At 38.1% G+C, this 17,468-nt stretch carries 16 protein-coding genes and 1 riboswitch; of the genes, 6 read left to right on the top strand and 10 right to left on the bottom strand.

The genetic code is table 11. From position 1 onward, the window contains the following. Positions 1–14 precede the first annotated feature (14 nt). The 4 genes from pcnB (at position 15) to panC (ending at position 3,629) form a co-directional block, all read left to right on the top strand. On the top strand, positions 15–1,397 hold the full coding sequence (gene pcnB / locus H4J66_RS12970) for a polynucleotide adenylyltransferase PcnB (RefSeq protein WP_182175379.1): 1,383 nt from the start codon (positions 15–17) through the stop codon (positions 1,395–1,397). Next, positions 1,397–1,888, top strand: coding sequence for a 2-amino-4-hydroxy-6-hydroxymethyldihydropteridine diphosphokinase (gene folK, locus H4J66_RS12965; RefSeq protein ID WP_182175377.1), 492 nt, complete (start codon positions 1,397–1,399; stop codon positions 1,886–1,888). Before pcnB ends, folK begins: the two co-directional genes overlap by 1 nt. 80 nt (positions 1,889–1,968) lie before the next feature. Then, a complete protein-coding gene (panB, locus tag H4J66_RS12960) occupies positions 1,969–2,766 on the top strand; it encodes a 3-methyl-2-oxobutanoate hydroxymethyltransferase (protein ID WP_182175375.1) in 798 nt (265 codons plus the stop codon). A gap of 17 nt (positions 2,767–2,783) precedes the next feature. Then, positions 2,784–3,629: a pantoate--beta-alanine ligase gene (gene panC / locus H4J66_RS12955; protein WP_182175373.1), complete on the top strand. Its 846-nt coding sequence runs from the start codon at positions 2,784–2,786 to the stop codon at positions 3,627–3,629. Positions 3,630–3,734: 105 nt separating this feature from the next. Here the strand turns inward: panC and H4J66_RS12950 are convergent, their stop codons facing one another. The 5 genes from H4J66_RS12950 to H4J66_RS12930 all read right to left on the bottom strand — a co-directional run bounded on the left by H4J66_RS12950 (position 3,735) and on the right by H4J66_RS12930 (position 8,595). After that, on the bottom strand, positions 3,735–3,872 hold the full coding sequence (locus H4J66_RS12950) for a hypothetical protein (protein WP_182175371.1): 138 nt from the start codon (positions 3,870–3,872) through the stop codon (positions 3,735–3,737). Between the two features lie 254 nt (positions 3,873–4,126). Next, a complete protein-coding gene (panP, locus tag H4J66_RS12945) occupies positions 4,127–5,755 on the bottom strand; it encodes a pyridoxal-dependent aspartate 1-decarboxylase PanP (RefSeq protein ID WP_182175369.1) in 1,629 nt (542 codons plus the stop codon). Positions 5,756–6,162: 407 nt separating this feature from the next. Next, positions 6,163–6,885 carry a tRNA (guanosine(46)-N(7))-methyltransferase TrmB gene (locus H4J66_RS12940; RefSeq protein ID WP_182175367.1) on the bottom strand — a complete coding sequence of 241 codons (723 nt, stop codon included), beginning with the start codon at positions 6,883–6,885 and terminating at the stop codon, positions 6,163–6,165. After that, positions 6,885–7,658 carry an ABC transporter permease gene (locus H4J66_RS12935; protein WP_182175365.1) on the bottom strand — a complete coding sequence of 258 codons (774 nt, stop codon included), beginning with the start codon at positions 7,656–7,658 and terminating at the stop codon, positions 6,885–6,887. The genes H4J66_RS12940 and H4J66_RS12935 overlap by 1 nt, the downstream gene beginning before the upstream one ends. Before the next feature lies 1 nt (position 7,659). After that, positions 7,660–8,595, bottom strand: coding sequence for an ABC transporter ATP-binding protein (locus H4J66_RS12930; RefSeq protein ID WP_182175363.1), 936 nt, complete (start codon positions 8,593–8,595; stop codon positions 7,660–7,662). A 167-nt stretch (positions 8,596–8,762) separates the two neighbouring features. Between H4J66_RS12930 and H4J66_RS12925 the strand changes: the two genes are divergently transcribed. Both H4J66_RS12925 and H4J66_RS12920 read left to right on the top strand, forming a co-directional pair. Then, entirely contained in the window at positions 8,763–11,090 is a 2,328-nt protein-coding gene (locus H4J66_RS12925) for a S9 family peptidase (RefSeq protein ID WP_182175361.1), read from the top strand. Positions 11,091–11,227: 137 nt separating this feature from the next. Continuing rightward, entirely contained in the window at positions 11,228–11,641 is a 414-nt protein-coding gene (locus H4J66_RS12920) for a DUF2059 domain-containing protein (protein WP_182175359.1), read from the top strand. Here H4J66_RS12920 and H4J66_RS12915 read toward each other — a convergent pair. The 5 genes from H4J66_RS12915 to H4J66_RS12895 all read right to left on the bottom strand — a co-directional run bounded on the left by H4J66_RS12915 (position 11,606) and on the right by H4J66_RS12895 (position 17,398). After that, on the bottom strand, positions 11,606–12,742 hold the full coding sequence (locus H4J66_RS12915; RefSeq protein ID WP_404842782.1) for a succinylglutamate desuccinylase/aspartoacylase family protein: 1,137 nt from the start codon (positions 12,740–12,742) through the stop codon (positions 11,606–11,608). The genes H4J66_RS12920 and H4J66_RS12915 overlap by 36 nt on opposite strands. A gap of 33 nt (positions 12,743–12,775) precedes the next feature. Next, positions 12,776–14,020, bottom strand: coding sequence for a PLP-dependent decarboxylase (locus H4J66_RS12910; protein WP_182175355.1), 1,245 nt, complete (start codon positions 14,018–14,020; stop codon positions 12,776–12,778). Between the two features lie 26 nt (positions 14,021–14,046). Continuing rightward, positions 14,047–14,796 (bottom strand): 2,3,4,5-tetrahydropyridine-2,6-dicarboxylate N-succinyltransferase, encoded by a 750-nt coding sequence (locus tag H4J66_RS12905; RefSeq protein ID WP_182175353.1) that lies wholly within the window; start codon positions 14,794–14,796, stop codon positions 14,047–14,049. A gap of 30 nt (positions 14,797–14,826) precedes the next feature. After that, entirely contained in the window at positions 14,827–15,759 is a 933-nt protein-coding gene (gene dapA, locus H4J66_RS12900) for a 4-hydroxy-tetrahydrodipicolinate synthase (protein WP_182175351.1), read from the bottom strand. 90 nt (positions 15,760–15,849) lie between these two features. Continuing rightward, a riboswitch (Lysine riboswitch) is annotated at positions 15,850–16,021 on the bottom strand. Between the two features lie 126 nt (positions 16,022–16,147). Beyond that, positions 16,148–17,398 (bottom strand): DsbA family protein, encoded by a 1,251-nt coding sequence (locus H4J66_RS12895; protein WP_182175349.1) that lies wholly within the window; start codon positions 17,396–17,398, stop codon positions 16,148–16,150. Between the last annotated feature and the right edge of the window lie 70 nt (positions 17,399–17,468).

Here is a 17,468-nt window from a genome sequence, read left to right as displayed (position 1 = left end):
AAGCCTCTAAAAAAATGGCTAAAAGCTCAACTAAAATTCAGCCGACCACAGGCTCTACTGTTTTAACACGCGACCAGCATAATGTTTCTCGTAAGAAAATGAGCAACAACGCTTTAAAAGTGCTTTACCGCTTAAATAGTGGTGGCTATGACGCCTATTTAGTCGGTGGTGGTGTACGTGATTTATTATTGGGTTTAGAGCCAAAAGACTTTGATATAGCGACTAATGCGACTCCTGAACAAATTAAAGATTTATTTCGCAATTGTCGATTAATAGGCCGCCGCTTCCGGTTAGCTCATATTGTTTTTGGCCGTGAAATTATTGAAGTAGCAACATTCCGTGGCCACCATGAAAATGCGCCAGAGAAAGAGCAAAGTTGCCAAAAGACTTCAAAACAAAGTGAAGACGGCATGTTACTGCGTGATAATATTTATGGTTCTATCGAAGAAGACGCTGAACGTCGTGACTTTACCATTAACGCACTTTACTACAGTGCAAAAGATTTTAAAGTACATGATTTTGCTAACGGTATTGGCGACATTAACGCTAAATTAATCCGTTTGATTGGTGATCCTGAAACACGATATCGTGAAGATCCGGTTCGTATGCTACGTGCAATTAGATTTGCCACTAAGCTAGATATGACCATTAGCCCAGAAACAGAAGCGCCAATTGCTGAATTAGCTCCTTTAATGGCAAACATACCTCCGGCAAGAATGTTCGAAGAATTTTTAAAGTTATTTATTGCTGGCAAAGCGCAACTTACTTTTCAGCAGTTAAGAAAGTATGATTTATTTCGCTATTTTTCCCCAGCAACTGACCAAATGCTAAGTAAAGGCAATCATCCGCATATTGAACGTTTTATCGTTCAAGCCCTGGAAAATACCGATAGCCGTATTAATAATGAACAACGCGTCACCCCAGCATTCTTATTTGCCGCAATGCTTTGGTATCCACTGCAAAGTCATGTTGAACGTTTACGTAGTGCACAACCACAGCTGTCACCCCAAGATGTATTTTTTGCTGCTTTAAGCGAAATAATGTCTGAACAACAGCGCAGTATAGGTATCCCTAAACGTTTTCAAGCCGTAATGAAAGATATATGGATCCTGCAAGATAAGCTAAGTCGTAGAGATGGTAAACGTGCTTATAAGGCGCTAGAACATCAGAAATTCCGTGCGGGTTATGATTTTCTTTTACTGAGAGCCCAAATAGAAGCAACACCTGAAAATCCAGCATTAGAAGAGTTAGCAAAGTGGTGGACTGACTTTCAAGTGAATGACCACAATACGCAAGAATTGATGATAAAAAGTATTGCCCAATCACGAACTACCAGCCGTAGAAGCCCTAGAAAACGTCGGGTTGTTCGCGAAGACAAATCGAACAGTACTGATTAATGGCGTTAGTCTATGTAGGATTAGGCAGTAACTTGTCTGATCCACAAAAACAAATAAAACTTGCAGTTGCGTCCTTAGCACAAATAAAAAACACCACACTCGACGGTGTTTCTTCACTGTATTTTAGTCGCCCGATGGGACCACAAGACCAACCCGACTATATGAATGCTGTTGCCTCATTAACAACTGACCTCAATCCTTTAGATTTACTTAACGAATTACAAGCCATCGAAAATAATGCTGGTCGTGTTCGAAAAGATAATCGCTGGGGAGCACGTATTCTCGATTTAGATGTGCTTTTATACGATAATGAAACCATTAACCACGAACGCTTAATCGTGCCTCATTATGGTTTAGAGCTTCGTGAATTTGTCTTGTTACCACTTGCAGAGTTATCACCTAAGCTAACACTACCCAATGGCAAGCCTGTTTTAGCATTAAGCCAAGCTATTGCGACAAATGGGTTAAAAATTCATAGCAAGTTGCGCTAATTTAACAATTATGCGAAAGTACGCGCACTCAAATACGCTCTCTGAGTATTTACTCAAACCTTAAAAATTTTGGACTAAATATGGCTAAGATAACTACATCAACTTTGCTAAAAATGAAACAGCAAGGTGAAAAAATTTCTACCATCACCGCATATGATGCAAGTTTTGCAAAACTATTCGATCAAGCGGGTATTCACGCTATTTTAATTGGCGACTCATTGGGTATGGTTTTACAAGGCCAAGATGACACATTACCTGTTGATATAGACCATATGGCTTATCATACACAGTCGGTAAAGCGTGGTGTTACTGACACCCTCATCATTAGTGATATGCCTTTTATGACATATGCCACTAAAGAGCAAGCTTTCACTAACGCGGCAAAACTTATGCAAGCCGGTGCAAGCATGGTAAAGATGGAAGGTGGTGAATGGCTGGTTGATACAATTAAAGGCCTAGTAGAGCGCGGTATTCCAGTCTGTGCTCACTTGGGCTTAACACCACAATCTGTTAATGTATTTGGTGGGTTTAAAGTACAAGGCCGTGAAAAATCACAAGCAGATAAAATGATCGCCGACGCTAAGTTACTTGAAGCGGCTGGCGCGCAATTGTTAGTTTTAGAATGTATACCTTGTGATTTAGGTAAAGCGATTTCTACTGCTGTTTCAATCCCAACTATTGGTATTGGTGCAGGTAAAGATACCGATGGTCAAATCTTGGTGATGCACGATGCTTTGGGTATTTCCTGTAGCTATATGCCGAAGTTTTCACGTAATTTTTTGATCGATACTGGTGACATTAAAAAAGCCATTGAGTTATACATTAGCGAAGTCTCCAATGGAAATTTCCCTGGTGACGAACATATTTTTGTTAAATAGATTGTAAAATACCCTATATGAAAATAGTAAATGAGATTATCGAATTACGCCAACAAGTCACTGAATGGCGTAAACAAGGTTTAAAAATAGCGTTTGTCCCTACCATGGGCAATTTACACGCTGGACATATAGCTTTAGTAACAGAGGCTCATCGTCACGCTGACAAAGTGGTTGCCAGCATATTTGTTAATCCCATGCAATTTGGCGCCAATGAAGATATTGACAATTACCCGCGCACGCTCGACAACGATCAACAGCAATTAGTCTCTGCTAACACTGATTTACTCTTTATCCCCTCTGCTCAAATGATTTATCCTAAAGGGCTAGATAAGCAGACTTATGTTGATGTACCCAATGTATCTGTTGGTTACTGTGGAGAAAGCCGCCCAGGGCACTTTCGTGGTGTTGCGACGGTTGTGTGTAAACTGTTTAATTTAGTACAACCAGACATCGCGTGTTTTGGTTTAAAAGACTATCAGCAAGTCCAAGTGATAAAAACTATGGTTGAAGACCTTTCAATGGCTATTGATATTATTGCTGTCGATACGGTTCGCGAAAAAAGTGGCTTAGCAATGAGTTCGAGAAACGGTTATTTAACGCCGGAACAACTTGCAATCGCACCAGCACTTGCAAAAAATATTCAATGGCTAGCACAGCAAATAAAGTCGGACCACGACTTTAGTGGTCTGATAAAACAAGCTACTCATTTGATCAATAATGCCGGTATGAAAACTGACTATATTGATATTTGTCATGCAAGAACACTACAACCTGCCAATAAAAATGATAAAGAATTAGTGATCCTCGCTGCTGCACATTGTGGTAAAGCAAGGTTAATCGATAATTTACAAGTTTTCCTCTGATAATTATTTACTGCTCGTATTAATAAATAAAGATCAAAAAAGCCGAATGTTATTTTGATAACGTTCGGCTTTTTTGTATTTACTGTGATAAAACGCGACAAAAAGTTATTCGTATGAGCGTTCTAACCATTGAATTTGCGATTGCAATTCTAAAATTTCTTTTTGCGCTTCAATTAAGGCTTGTTGAACCGATGAAATGTCAGCTTGATTGTGTTCAGATACTTCTACTGGAGTTTTTCTCATGTCGTATTCCATAATTATTACCACCACAAAATGTAATTGTGTATGAATTATTACACAACAACTTTCATAAATAAAATAACATTTATAGATCTAAATGAAACCTTATAGAACAAAAATTCATTAAAAATATATATAATCATACTTAACAGTGAGTTAAACAATATTTTTTAGGGAGATAAATAATAAAACGAAAGGAACAACTTACATAACGAAAGTAAAAGTAAAACATTTCAAGCAGAGTTACAAAATATAAGCTAAGTTAAGGACAACAAATCAGGTAGAAAGGTTTCACTTTCTTGAGCCAATTCAAGTTGCTCGACTAGCACATCATTAAGAATTTCATTGGAGGTTAATGGATTCGCCAATACAACACGAAAAACCACCGTTTTTCGACCTTGATAACGCTGCACTTCAATACGCGTGCGTGAAACAAATGATTTACCATTTTCACGTTGACGTTTTTGAATAAATTTAGTTAGGTCATCGAGTAAATCATTAATATTATCTTGTTGTACTGCTGAACTATTTGCTAATAAGTTTTGCACCGCTTTTGGATTGTAACGATAAGTTAATAAACATAACTCTGGTTCAGTTATTAACTCAAAGTCAGCATGCTGATTAATGCGTTCTGCAAAATACCGTGCTCTGTCAATTCCTTGGTTAATCAACATTTCATAACCAGGTCGACTGATAATATGTAAGCTTGCATAAACTAACATCGCCATACCGGGTCTTGATCCCTCCAAGGTATGTGAGCCTAAATCTTTTGAACCTTTACGTAAAATATATTCGGCATGGTGTTCAATAGAAGCCACAGAAGCCGGATTTTTAAACACCACAAGGCCTGCGCCCATGGGCACATACATTTGCTTGTGAGCATCGATAGTTACTGAATCAGCGCGTTCAATTCCCTTAAGCAGTGGACGGTATTTATTTGATAATAATGTCGCGCCACCCCATGCCGCATCAACATGAAAGTGTGTTTGAAACTCCTCAGCAATATCAGCCATTTTATCTAATGGATCAATGTTACCTGTTTCTGTCGTACCAGCAACGCCAACAATACTTAATACGCGGATGTTTCTTTGTTTCAACTCAAGGCATTTTTCACGCAATTTCTGGCAATCAATGCGGTTATGGCCATCGGTAGGAATTGATATCACGCTGTCCTGACCAATCCCTAGGATATCAGCAGACTTCTTTAGTGAATAATGGCCACGGTCAGACACTAAAATCACTAAGCCATCATATTTATAATGTTTTAATGCGTTAAATAAGCCTTCTCGTGCAATACCTTTGAAATCACCATCAGCTTTCAACAAATTATTACGCGCTACCCAAAAGGCCGTTAAATTGGCGACAGTGCCACCAGAACAAAAGGCACCTAATGAATGGTTAGCACTGTGCATCCATTGCTCATAAAAATGGTCATTATCTTTATAAACCAAACGATGCATCATACCTAACACTTGACGTTCAAGTGGGGTAAATGCTTTTGATGTCTCAATTTTGACTAAATTTTGATTTAAACCCACCATCAATTTAGAAAGCGGTAAAATAAAGTAAGGTAAAGCTGAGGTCATATGACCAATAAAACTTGGGCTTGATGTATGCACTGATTGTGCAACAACTTTATCTAAAATATGGCGAGTATGATCAGAGACAAAACTAGGTTCTTCGGGAATAGCCGAGCTAGCGAAATCTTTTTCAATTTCGCTTAAGGCACGTTCTTTAGCAGCAATATGATTACCTAAAAAACCAGCAAGATTTTCTGATATTTCTTTTTCGATCAGCCCCAACGTCGAATCAGGTGCTTCTGGAATGGTAAAAATACTGTGTAAAGACTCTTGAGTCGCTTTTGCTGTGCGCTTATTCGTCGTCATACCTTGCCGCTGTAACCATGTTGGTAAGTAAACATAAAACGGCACTTTAATAAAAAATGACTGAAATGTCTTGTACTTTATTTCTATCTACCATAGAAAAATCCAGCAATACAGTCACTAGATAATAGTTGCCACGTAAACTAGCGCTAATTCTACAAGTGCTAAAGTACTCAACGCCATCATTAATACATTCTTTTTAATTAAATTATTCATCTTCAATATCCTTTTTGATTGAGTATTATTACTCATTAATCAAAAAGTAATCAAGATCTAAGCCACATACGTTAAATTGTTGATTTTTAATCAAAATAAAACTTAATTTCAAATCATAATTTACTGCTCATTAAATAAATTAGCGAGTTTCACTAACTTATTGTCAATTTTGCTAAGCAGCATAGTTGATAAAATTAAATAAAAGGTAGATATTCACGATTGAGCAATAACTGCCAGCAAGGTTGACCACTCGCTTTATATTTTGCTTCAAAAGGCGTTAAAGGCTCTTCATTAGTAATCACACTAATATTACCTAAAATACCCGCTACATCAGCAGCAAATTGAAACTCTTCTAAGTATAATCGCCAGTTACTGCGCAGAATAATTTGTTTACCAATATTAATAATTTGTGGGAATACCGCACTACCATGCCAACGCCTTTGAATATGTTTCGATTTAGGCCAAGGATTGGGATACAAAATATAATGTTTATTTACCGGCCAATTTGCTTGGTCAACTAAACGATAAAAATCATTCAAATTTGCTCTAACTAAATGGAAATTCTCAATTTTAGAGCCATCGTTATGGAGAAGTTCATCTACATTGCGATTAATGCGATGCGCTGACTTATCAACACCAATCACTAAAGCCTGCGGATTTTGTTTGGCTAAAATACGTGTACTTTGCCCAACACCACAGCACGAGTCTAAAATAATATCCCCTTGATGGGCTTTCACTAAAGCATCCATTTCGGCAAACGCTTGCTCGGTATGTGCTTGAAAAGGCTTTTGTGAGCGGTGCTGTAAATGTTTTTCAACAATTTCTTCAAGTTTTTCATGAATGCCAGGTTGATTAGTGATTATAACTCTTGAATCACCCGTCACGTTAACATCCTCTTTATCGGTATTGATAGTCATTAGCTACGTAGCCCTGTTCCTTTGGTGATAAGTGTCATTGCAATCGCATATAAGGTAATAATAAATGCCCCTAATACAGAAAATGCTAATGTTAGACTCACATCACTGATGCCTAAAAATCCGTATCTAAAAGCATTTACCATATAAACGATAGGATTTAATTGTGAAACACCTTGCCAAAAATCAGGGAGTAAACTGATCGAATAAAAGACACCACCAAGATACGTTAATGGCGTTAAAATAAACGTTGGTATAATAGATATATCATCGAAACTACCAGCAAAAATAGCGTTAATCAAACCGCCTAAGGCAAACGTGGCTGACGTTAAACTAACCGTGGCAATAATCACCCAAATATTATGAATTTGAATATCAACAAACAATAAAGAGACTAATGTCACTATCGTACCCACCAACATACCACGTGCCATACCACCACCAACATAACCGGCAACAATCACCCAATTTGGTACCGGTGCAACCAGCATTTCTTCAACATTACGTTGCCATTTAGCACTAAAAAATGACGAGGCTACATTGGAGTATGAATTGGTAATGACACTCATCATGATTAAGCCAGGCACAATGAACGACATATAATCAAACCCGCCCATTTGTCCAATGCGCGAACCGATAAGTTCACCAAAAATAACAAAGTATAAGCTAATGGTAATAGCCGGAGGGACCAGTGTTTGTACCCAGATACGCATAAAACGATTGATTTCTTTATATAAAATGCTTTTCAGAGCAATAAAGTTACTTTTTGATGACATACTATTTATTCTCCTGTTTAACTTTTTGCCCACTACCCACAAGACTGACAAATAACTCTTCTAGGCGATTACTTTTATTACGCATACTATGAACATTAATATTTTGTCCGTTAAGCTGGCTAAAAATATCATTAATAAGTTGCGACTTTTTTACATCAACTTCTAAGGTGTGGTCGTCAATCAATCGACAAGTAAATGCATCAAGCTCTGGCGCATGAGTTATGGAGTCGATATCAAAGACGATTGTTTCTTGGTCTAATTTTGACAGCAAAGATTTCATATCAGTATCTTCAACGATCACACCTGAGTCAATAATAGCAATATTTCGACAAAGCATTTCCGCTTCTTCCAAATAATGGGTCGTTAAAATGATCGTAATACCCTGTTTGTTTAATTCACGTAAGAAAATCCACATTGAGCGACGAAGTTCAATATCAACACCGGCAGTCGGTTCATCAAGAATAAGTACCTGTGGTTCATGCATTAGGGCTCTTGCAATCATCAGGCGACGTTTCATTCCTCCTGAAAGCATACGACCTGCATCGTTACGCTTGTCCCATAAATCGAGTTTTTTCAGGTACTTTTCAGCGCGTTTAAATGCTAAAGAACGTTCAACACCATAGTAACCGGCTTGATTAACTAAGATAGTTAACAAGGTTTCGAATTGATTAAAGTTAAATTCTTGTGGGACTAGACCTAAATAGCTTTTGGCTTGTTCAAGTTCTTTATCGATATCATGACCAAAAACCTTAACACTACCCGCGGTTTTATTAACCAAAGAGGTAATGATACCTATGGTTGTCGACTTACCTGCGCCATTAGGACCAAGTAAAGCAAAAAAATCACCTTGTTTAACCGTAAGATCGATACCTTTAAGTGCAGTAAAACCACCTTTATAAACTTTTTTTAAGCCAGAAATTTCTAGTGCGTTATTCATGGTTCAACCTTTTGTTTTTTGATGTGCAATAGGTGAGGTCAAATTTACTTTTTTCAACCGCTAAGTGATCATTTAAATACGGTAAAAGTGACAAATTAATCGACCAACAGCATTGCCAATTAATTGTATACAATTTAAAGTGATTGTACGCAAATTAAGGAAATATTATGCCTAAAATAAAAATAACTCGTTGGCTATGCTCAACCGCATTGACCACTGCTATTGCAGTATCATTAGCTGCTTGTCAAAACATCACCACAGAAAATACCACAAATACTAACATTAACCTTAAAAAATCAGCACCGTTAACCGTTGAACGTATTTACAAAGAGGGTGAATTTAACTCAGATTATATTTCTCGTCTACGTTGGTTAGCCGACGGTAGTGGTTACACTATCGTTGAAAAATCAGCAAAAACAAAAACAGATGAAAAAGGCAAAGAAGTCAGCATAGGTCGTGACATTGTTGTTTATAACCCTGAAACCTTACAGCGTTCGGTATTAATTTCGGCACAACAACTGACACCTAAAGGCACTGAAAAGCCATTAGCTATAGATAATTACACTTGGTCAGACGACCGTCAGAAACTGCTTGTTTATACAAATAGTAAAAAAGTATGGCGTTCAAACAGTCGAGGTGATTATTGGTTATTAGATATAAAAACCAATAAATTAATGCAACTTGGTGGCAAGAAGCCCTTAGCAAGCTCATTAATGTTTGCAAAATTTTCGCCTGATGCAAGTAAAGTCGCTTACGTGGTTGCAGACAATATTTATGTAGAAGACTTAGCAAATAATAAGGTGTCTCAATTAACATTTGACGCTGGCGATGGAAAAATCAATGGTTTATTTGACTGGGTTTACGAAGAAGAGTTTACCATTAAGGATGGTTTTCGCTGGAGCCCTGACGGTGAAAAAATTGCCTACTGGCAGTTAGACACCAGTGGTAGTAAAGACTTCATTATGATTAATAATACTGACGAACTTTACCCGACCATCACAAAATTTCCTTACCCTAAAGTGGGTGAAACAAATGCATTGCCAAAAGTTGGCGTAGTAAATTTAACCACAACAAAAACTATCTGGGCCAATCTACCCAACAACTCACGCGATATGTATATTCCACGCATGAATTGGTCAGGTAACAGTCAACAAATATTGGTACAGCATGTCAACCGCAAACAAGACACTAATATTCTTTATTTAGCTAACGCTAATACCGGTGATGTCGCCCCCGTGATGACAGAGCAAGAAGAGACCTTTCTTGATTTCTTTGACGATGCTCGCTGGTTAAACCAAGGCAACAGTTTTTTATGGACAAGTGAACGCAGTGGTTGGCGCCATGTTTTCAACATAACACGTGACGGAAAAACCGCTTTAAACTTAACGGAAGGTGACTTTGATGTAATAAGCATTCAAACCATCGACGAAGAAAACGGTTGGTTGTACTACATAGCCTCACCTGAAAATGTTGCACAGCGTTACTTATATCGCAGCAAACTTGATGGAAGTTTAAGTAATCAACGAGTCACTCCTGAAGAATTTGCTGGTACTAACAGTTACCAAATGTCGGCAGACGGGCAATGGGCGATTCATTCACACTCGACATTTAGCCAACCAACGCAGAAACGTTTAGTGAAAATTGAAGGTCATCAAACCAAACACATGATGATGGACAACAAGGTATTAATCGATAAATTAGCCCAGTTGCCAAAAACAGATCATGAGTTTTTTCAAGTAACAGCACAAGATGGTGTCGTTTTAGACGGTTATATTATTCGCCCTGCAGATTTTGATCCTAAGAAAAAATATCCTATCATTTTTTATGTTTATGGAGAGTCTTGGGGACAAACGGTTACTGATAACTGGCGTGGCAATGCCGCTATGTGGGATCAAATGTTAACTGAACAGGGTTACATAATAGCCTCTATTGATAATCGTGGTACGCGCACACCAAAAGGCAGAGAGTGGCGCAAATCAATTTACGGCGCAGTCGGTGTACTTTCTTCACGCGACCAATCTGATGCATTAACAGCAATGGCAAATCGTTGGGACTATATTGATACTGACCATGTTGCTATTTGGGGGCATTCTGGCGGTGGTTCGATGACCTTAAATATGATGTTCCGTTATCCTGAGCAATATCACGTCGGTATTTCTTTAGCACCTGTGCCTGATCAACGTTTATACGATTCTATTTACCAAGAACGCTACTCAGGTTTACTAGCTGACTTTGCCGAAGGTTACAAGCAAGGTTCACCTATTACCCATGCTAAAAACTTACAAGGTAAGCTACTGCTTATTCATGGCACAGGCGACGATAATGTTCACTACCAAGGCTCTGAACGCCTAATTAATGAATTAGTTAAGCACAACCGTCAGTTTGACTTCATGTCTTACCCGAATCGAAGCCATGGCTTGTACGAAGGCAGTGGCACAACGTTACACATTAAAACCATGATGACTAATTACTTCAATACACACTTGAAGCTGTAGCGTTTAAAATAAGAAAAATTATCTGATAAAAAATAAGGCCTCTTAATGAATGTTAAGAGGCCTTGATATAGGTAAGTCTTGCTAAAAACATATAAGCATTAGCGGTGTTATACAACAAATAATGTGATGATAAATATATGAATAAAGTAAGTGCCCTTCTTCATGAGAAAATGAATTGGCATAGTTTTAAAGAGCCAATGATAGACATTTACAGCCACAATTTTACTGAAGCAGAAATACAAGGGTTAATAACATTTTATCGTTCAGATATTGGCAGAAGTATGACTAAAAAAATGCCTTTAATTATTCAAAACTCAATCGTACTTTCACAACAGTTAATGCAAGATTTTATACCCGAAGTCCAATCTTTAGCCAAAGAGCTTAGCGTGAGTATCGAGCAATCTCGCCAAAAGAAGCAAAAAAACAAAAAAACAAAAAAACAAAAAATTCAAAGGTATTGTCAACATCTGCATTGTCAATACCTTATCCATAAATCAAGGCTAATTCACTCAGTATTAAAACTCAAAATACTCACTAAACACTTTATATAATTCTGTACCTTGATTCACACTCGCCGAGGCAAAATGTAAAATAGGAATGACTTTCTTATCCAATGAAATATAGTGCAATGGATCGCCGTCACCATAATTATCCATGCGTAAAATTCTCGCCAGTGGTTCACCCGCAGCTAATGGTTGACCAAATTCAGCCAAGTAATCGACCATCCCTCCCATTGGCGAATAAAAGGCTTTATAGTTTTTTAAATAACATCCATAACGTATCATCGTTTTCGGTCGGTATTCTGTGGTGTTGATGACGTTTTTATGCTGTAAATAATTCATAATGCTTTTAGCATCTTCTAAGGCTACATCAAGATCAATCTGTTCTTGCGAGCCTAATTCAACGGTAAAGCTTTCTTTGTTAATAGACGCTGAACTAATCGAAAACTCGATACCTAATTCAGCAAAAGCGTCTTGTAATGACCACCAAGGGCAGAATGTTGCTTCATCTAAGGCACCATCAAAGTCATTAGGAATTAATAATGTATGTGGAATATCAAAGTACTGAGCGCTTTCTTGCGCATATTCAGGGCAGTATAAATGTTTACTTGAAATAGGCCCGGTATGTAAGTCTAAAACGTAGTCAGCTTGATGAGCCAAGCGCTGTAATTGATAAGCAATGCGTTGTCCGGTCGTTAGCCCATAAATATTATGGTTAAGTTTTTCTTCAATACTTTCAATCATTAGCTTTTTAAAATTGGCTTCAATAACTTGATTTTTTTTGCCAATACATTCACGAACAAACGGCTTGATGATGCTTTCATCAAAGTGATACATCCGATTCCAATTCACTCCGGTGATAGGATCAAATCTGCCAAGGGTATATTCACCATTTTTATGATTACAACCCACAGGGTTGGCATAAGGTACTAAGGTAATATCGCCATTTATTTTTGTGTTTTTCAATAATTCTAATAGTTGAAAAATAACCGCATTACCTTGCACTTCAGCGCCATGCATATTCGCTTGAATATAAACACTGGGTGCATCAGTACGTCCTTTTATACGATAAACAGGAACGGTAAGTGCTGCTCCGCTCGCCATTTCACCAACATGCATAACTTCTTTTTTTATTTCATTCATTTTGTTCACTTTATCTTAAACATTAAGCTGAAGTATTTATCGCTATCTTAAATACCAATCCGCTGGTTGTGCTGCTCTGACTTCAACCAACGTCCCTTGACTAAACACGTATTCAGCAGCAATATGGTGACAAAGAAAAAACGGCATACTTTCAGTAAAACCGTAAGCACCGCAATAGCCAAATACCAGTTGATCGCCAACAGATACATCATCAGGCAAAGGCAACTTACCCAATTTGTCCATACTGGTGCATAGCGGACCATGAATATCAAACAACTGTTTTTCGCGTGCAGACTCTCGTAGTAAATTTACCGGAAAAGGCTGTTCTGTTATCGCCGGTCTTAACAAATGATTAATACCTGCGGCTAAGACTAACTGCTCTTGACCATAATTCATTTTTCTATCAACAACGGGGACCACATAATAACCACACTCAGCAACCGCAAAACGGCCCAATTCTAACCATAACTCTTCGGCACCTGCCTGCTGCTTTATGATCGCCAAATCAGCAATAATTTTCTGCCAAGAAAGTGTTTTTCCTTGCTGTAAATAATCAATACCTAAACCACCACCTAAATCTAAGATTTTTAATGGCATACCTATGTCATCAGCTAAACCTTTTAATGGTGCAACCATTTGTGACCACAGCGAGAACATTTTTTCATTACTGAGCATATTGCCCCATTGAAAAATATGTAAGCCACACAGTTCAATACCAGGAAAGTTAACGACTTTAATGCTTTGCCACTGCACTATCGACAAACCAAATGGTGTTAGGCAATTTCCCCCTAAAGGGTTTTTTTCACCCTCTGGCCATTGCAACTGAACCCGCAACAGCACTCTTGGCTTAACATCATGCTCAATAGCTGCTTCATTTAACCAAGTTAATTGATTCAAACTTTCAGCAACAAAAATATTAACCCCTTGTTTAATGAACGACGTTATTTGTGCTTTTGATTTTGCCGGACCGGTATTTAAGATACGTTCGGGTGCAATACATTGCTTTAAGACTTGATTTAATTCGCCACTGCTCGCCACATCAAAATTAAAACCCGCATCGTCTAAGGTTTTAATGATGTTAGATAACGGGTTCGCTTTTACCGCAAACCATAGCTTAATGACGTCTTGGCGTTGTAGTTCGGCTAAATGGGCTTTAAGCGCATCAAGATGATAAACAAAGTAACCTTCTTGCTGGCTACTTTCAGGTTGTTGTTTTATTAACTCAGCGCTTAATTCAAGCGCCGAAGGAGAATCAAAACAATGGGTAATATTGACTAACTCAGACATGATATTCCTGCTTTACCTTAGAGGGCTTAACGTAAAATAGACTCGAGCTCTAACGAGGCATTACTTTTTTCATCGCGATATTTAACGATTAATGCACAAGCCATATTTAAACCGTGCGTTTTCGCCCACGTCCCTGAAACCGGACGTGTTCCAGGCACCACTACAGCACGTTCAGGAATATCAGCACCTTTTTCAAGCATCACTTCATTCACACAATCGTAAACAGGCACTGACGCTGAAAGTGAGACACCTGGCGCTAAAACAGCCCCTTTTTTAACAACAATACCTTCGACAATGACCACACCAGCACTTAGAAAGGCACCATCTTCGATAATAACAGGGCTTGCACCAACCGGTTCTAAAACACCACCAATTTGAACAGCGGCAGAAACATGAACATTTTTACCTATTTGGGCGCACGAGCCAATTAATGCATGGCTATCAATCATAGTACCTGTATCAACAAAAGCCCCAACATTAATGTAAGCGGGTGGCATAATAATGACACCAGGCGCAACATGCGCACCACGGCGAACTGAAGAACCACCCGGTACTAATCGCACTTTATCGTCAGCGGTAAACTCACGCGCAGGTAAATTATGTTTATCGACAAACCCCTTATAAATGCCATCAAAAGCAATGTTTTCGCCCGCTTTAAATGCTGATAATATAGCTTCTTTTACGGCTACATTGGCCTGCCAATTTCCTGCTTTATCTTGATTTGCCGCACGAACAGTACCTGCTTCTAATTGTGTTAATGTTTCTTGCCAATTCATTTTAAATTCTCATGTTAATACTTAAAGGGATCACTTAGCTTGAGTTTCAAGCCATTGATTAATTAATTTATCTGATGCTAACAGCGAGTTGCAGTCGTTAAGTTCTAAATGGGTTAACGGCGCACGTAAAAAGGGAGTGTTGATCATTTTATTTTGGTGCATTAATACTTTTACAGGTATGGGACTTGCCACCTTAAAAAGCTCATCGACCGCATTTTGCCACAGTGGAAATAAACCTTGAGTCTCACCAGCTAGTGATAGCTCGACGTATTGATGAGTTGCTGCCGGCCAGACATTACTACAAACCGAAACTAACCCTTTTACACCTGCTTGTGCTAAGTAAGGCATCATGGCGTCTTCACCACTATATAGGGCAATATCTGGACAATACTGGCGATAGGCGAGTACCTGATTTAAATCGCCACTGGCTTCTTTTAACGCCCAACAATGCTGATGATTTTGCACCGTCTGTAAAGTTTCAATAGCAATAGAAACACCGCTACGAGAGGGGACGTTATATAACATACAGGGGAAATTGGCGGCATCAAGTAAAGCACTAAACCATTGCGTTTGACCTATCACACCCGGCTTTGCGTAAATGGGACTACCAAGTAAGTAGGCTGAAATAGGTAATTTATTACAAGCTGTTATCCAATTAATTTGCTCGGTTAACTGATAACCGCCAACAGCCACCATTAAAGGTGCGCTGAGTGATAATTGGCAAACAAATTCAACAATTTTAACTTGCTCTTGCGATGTTAAGGCCAGGCCCTCTCCTGTACTACCTAGCAAGACAATACCATTACCGGCGTCAGACTGACTAATAGCTAATTGTTTGAGGCTTGGAAAATCGATTTGACCATCATCAAGTAATGGCGTAATTAATGCGGTCCATAAAATAGTATGATGAGGCGTTGGGTTAGCTGTTAAGCTAATTTTTTTTGATAGTTTTATTTGATTCATTTCTCTCGAACTCTGTTCGTTCGGAGAACTTTTAGGCGTTTGTAATAACCAAGATAACAATCACTTATGTGAAGAGCATTAGGCTTTACAAAGGCCAGAAGCTCCCCACCAAGTTGGTGACAATTGTTAGGATTCAACCCAAACAACCGATAAGTAAATTATCAAAAAATTACTTACCTCGGCATTAATCCCCCTCGTTACCAATCATTAGAGCTTGATCTCTTTATGATAACTACCTGGTTAATGCTCCTCTTCTGGCCCTTTATCATAAGTTTCGCTTGTTTGAAAAAACAAAACTTTATTGAATTCAGGGCAACAACATTAGAACATTTATTCTAATGTTGAGTCAATAGTGCTCTAAATGAAGATAATACGGATATATTATATCTTATGAAACAATAATCGCTTGTTCAATTTGTGCCAAGCGGTCCTGCCCCCAACAAATAACATTTTGAAATCGAAAACAAGGCGCTCCCCATAACCCCATGCCATCTAAAGTACTTTGGTTGGTATCAGACCATTGTTGCCAGTCATGTTCATTATTATATTCTAACGCTTGTAGATAATTGATTTTATGCTGCTGACATAAAGATTCGATTACCGATTTATTTGATAAGTCTAAACCGTCAACATAAATGGCCTTAAACGCAGACTTAATAAAATCGAGTTCTTTATTTTGTTGTTCTGCATACGAAAAAATTTGAAAAGCATTAAAAATACCTTGCCCTAAAGGATCTGCAATACCGGTAAAAGGAATATTAAGTTTTTTGGCTTCACGACTGGCATCAAAAACAGCATAACGTTCTTTATTTTCTGTCGTGGTTAACCCCCGCATAATCAAAGGTAATAACGGCTTTATCTTTAAAGGGATCTGATAATGCTGACTTAACTTTTCTGCTTGTAATAAACCAATGTAAGAATAAGGGCTTCGTAATGAAATAAATGCTTCTAATATTTTCGTGTCAGCGATGTCAGCGATGTCAGCTGCATTATCTTTCACTTGTTGCTCAGCAAAGACTAATTTATTTTTTTGATAAACAGCAACACTGTCATCTTTTGCTAAACCAAAGTCAGCCAAACGTTTTTCTAGATGTTCAAGCCTATCAATACCAACAAACCATTGCCCCGCAATAAAAATAGACGAAGGTAAGTAATGCCCTTGTTTAACTAAACGTATTAAATTTTTAATTTGATAATTTATTACCGGTGTAGAAGCATGATAGTAGTAATCAAAATCATTCGACCAAGTCTGTTGAAAGAGTTGCCAAGCATTATCGAGTGTTTTAGGTCGCAACTGCCACATTTGCTGACCAGTAAAGAGTGATTCTTGAGTCGGTCGTTGCGTTATTTTTTTCAATTGATATTGATCAGCAATAAAGTTGGCATCTTTTATTGCCCAAGTGCGCATTAATTTGGGATCGATAGTTACCCCTGGAACACTTTCATAGACTAAGAACAATTTAAATTGAATATTGAAACGTTGCTCTAGTTCTGGTAACACTTGAATCAGCATAAAGCTATAAGGGTCATTAAGTGCTAAGTAAACTTCAGCGACAGGTGTTTTTCTAAACCAGTTAGGGACGGTAAAATAGCGAAATTTTAATAACCATGCACGCTTATCACTGCGTATTAGTTTCACTTTAAACCAAGTAAAAAATTTAGTAAAAATAACCCACTCCCTGAATTTTATATGGTGATTTGCAAATTTA

The sequence above is a fragment of the Colwellia sp. MB3u-55 genome (assembly GCF_014076785.1).
Lineage (GTDB): Bacteria > Pseudomonadota > Gammaproteobacteria > Enterobacterales > Alteromonadaceae > Colwellia_A.
Note: the sequence above shows the minus strand (reverse complement) of the source record. Positions and strands in the feature narration are given on the sequence as shown.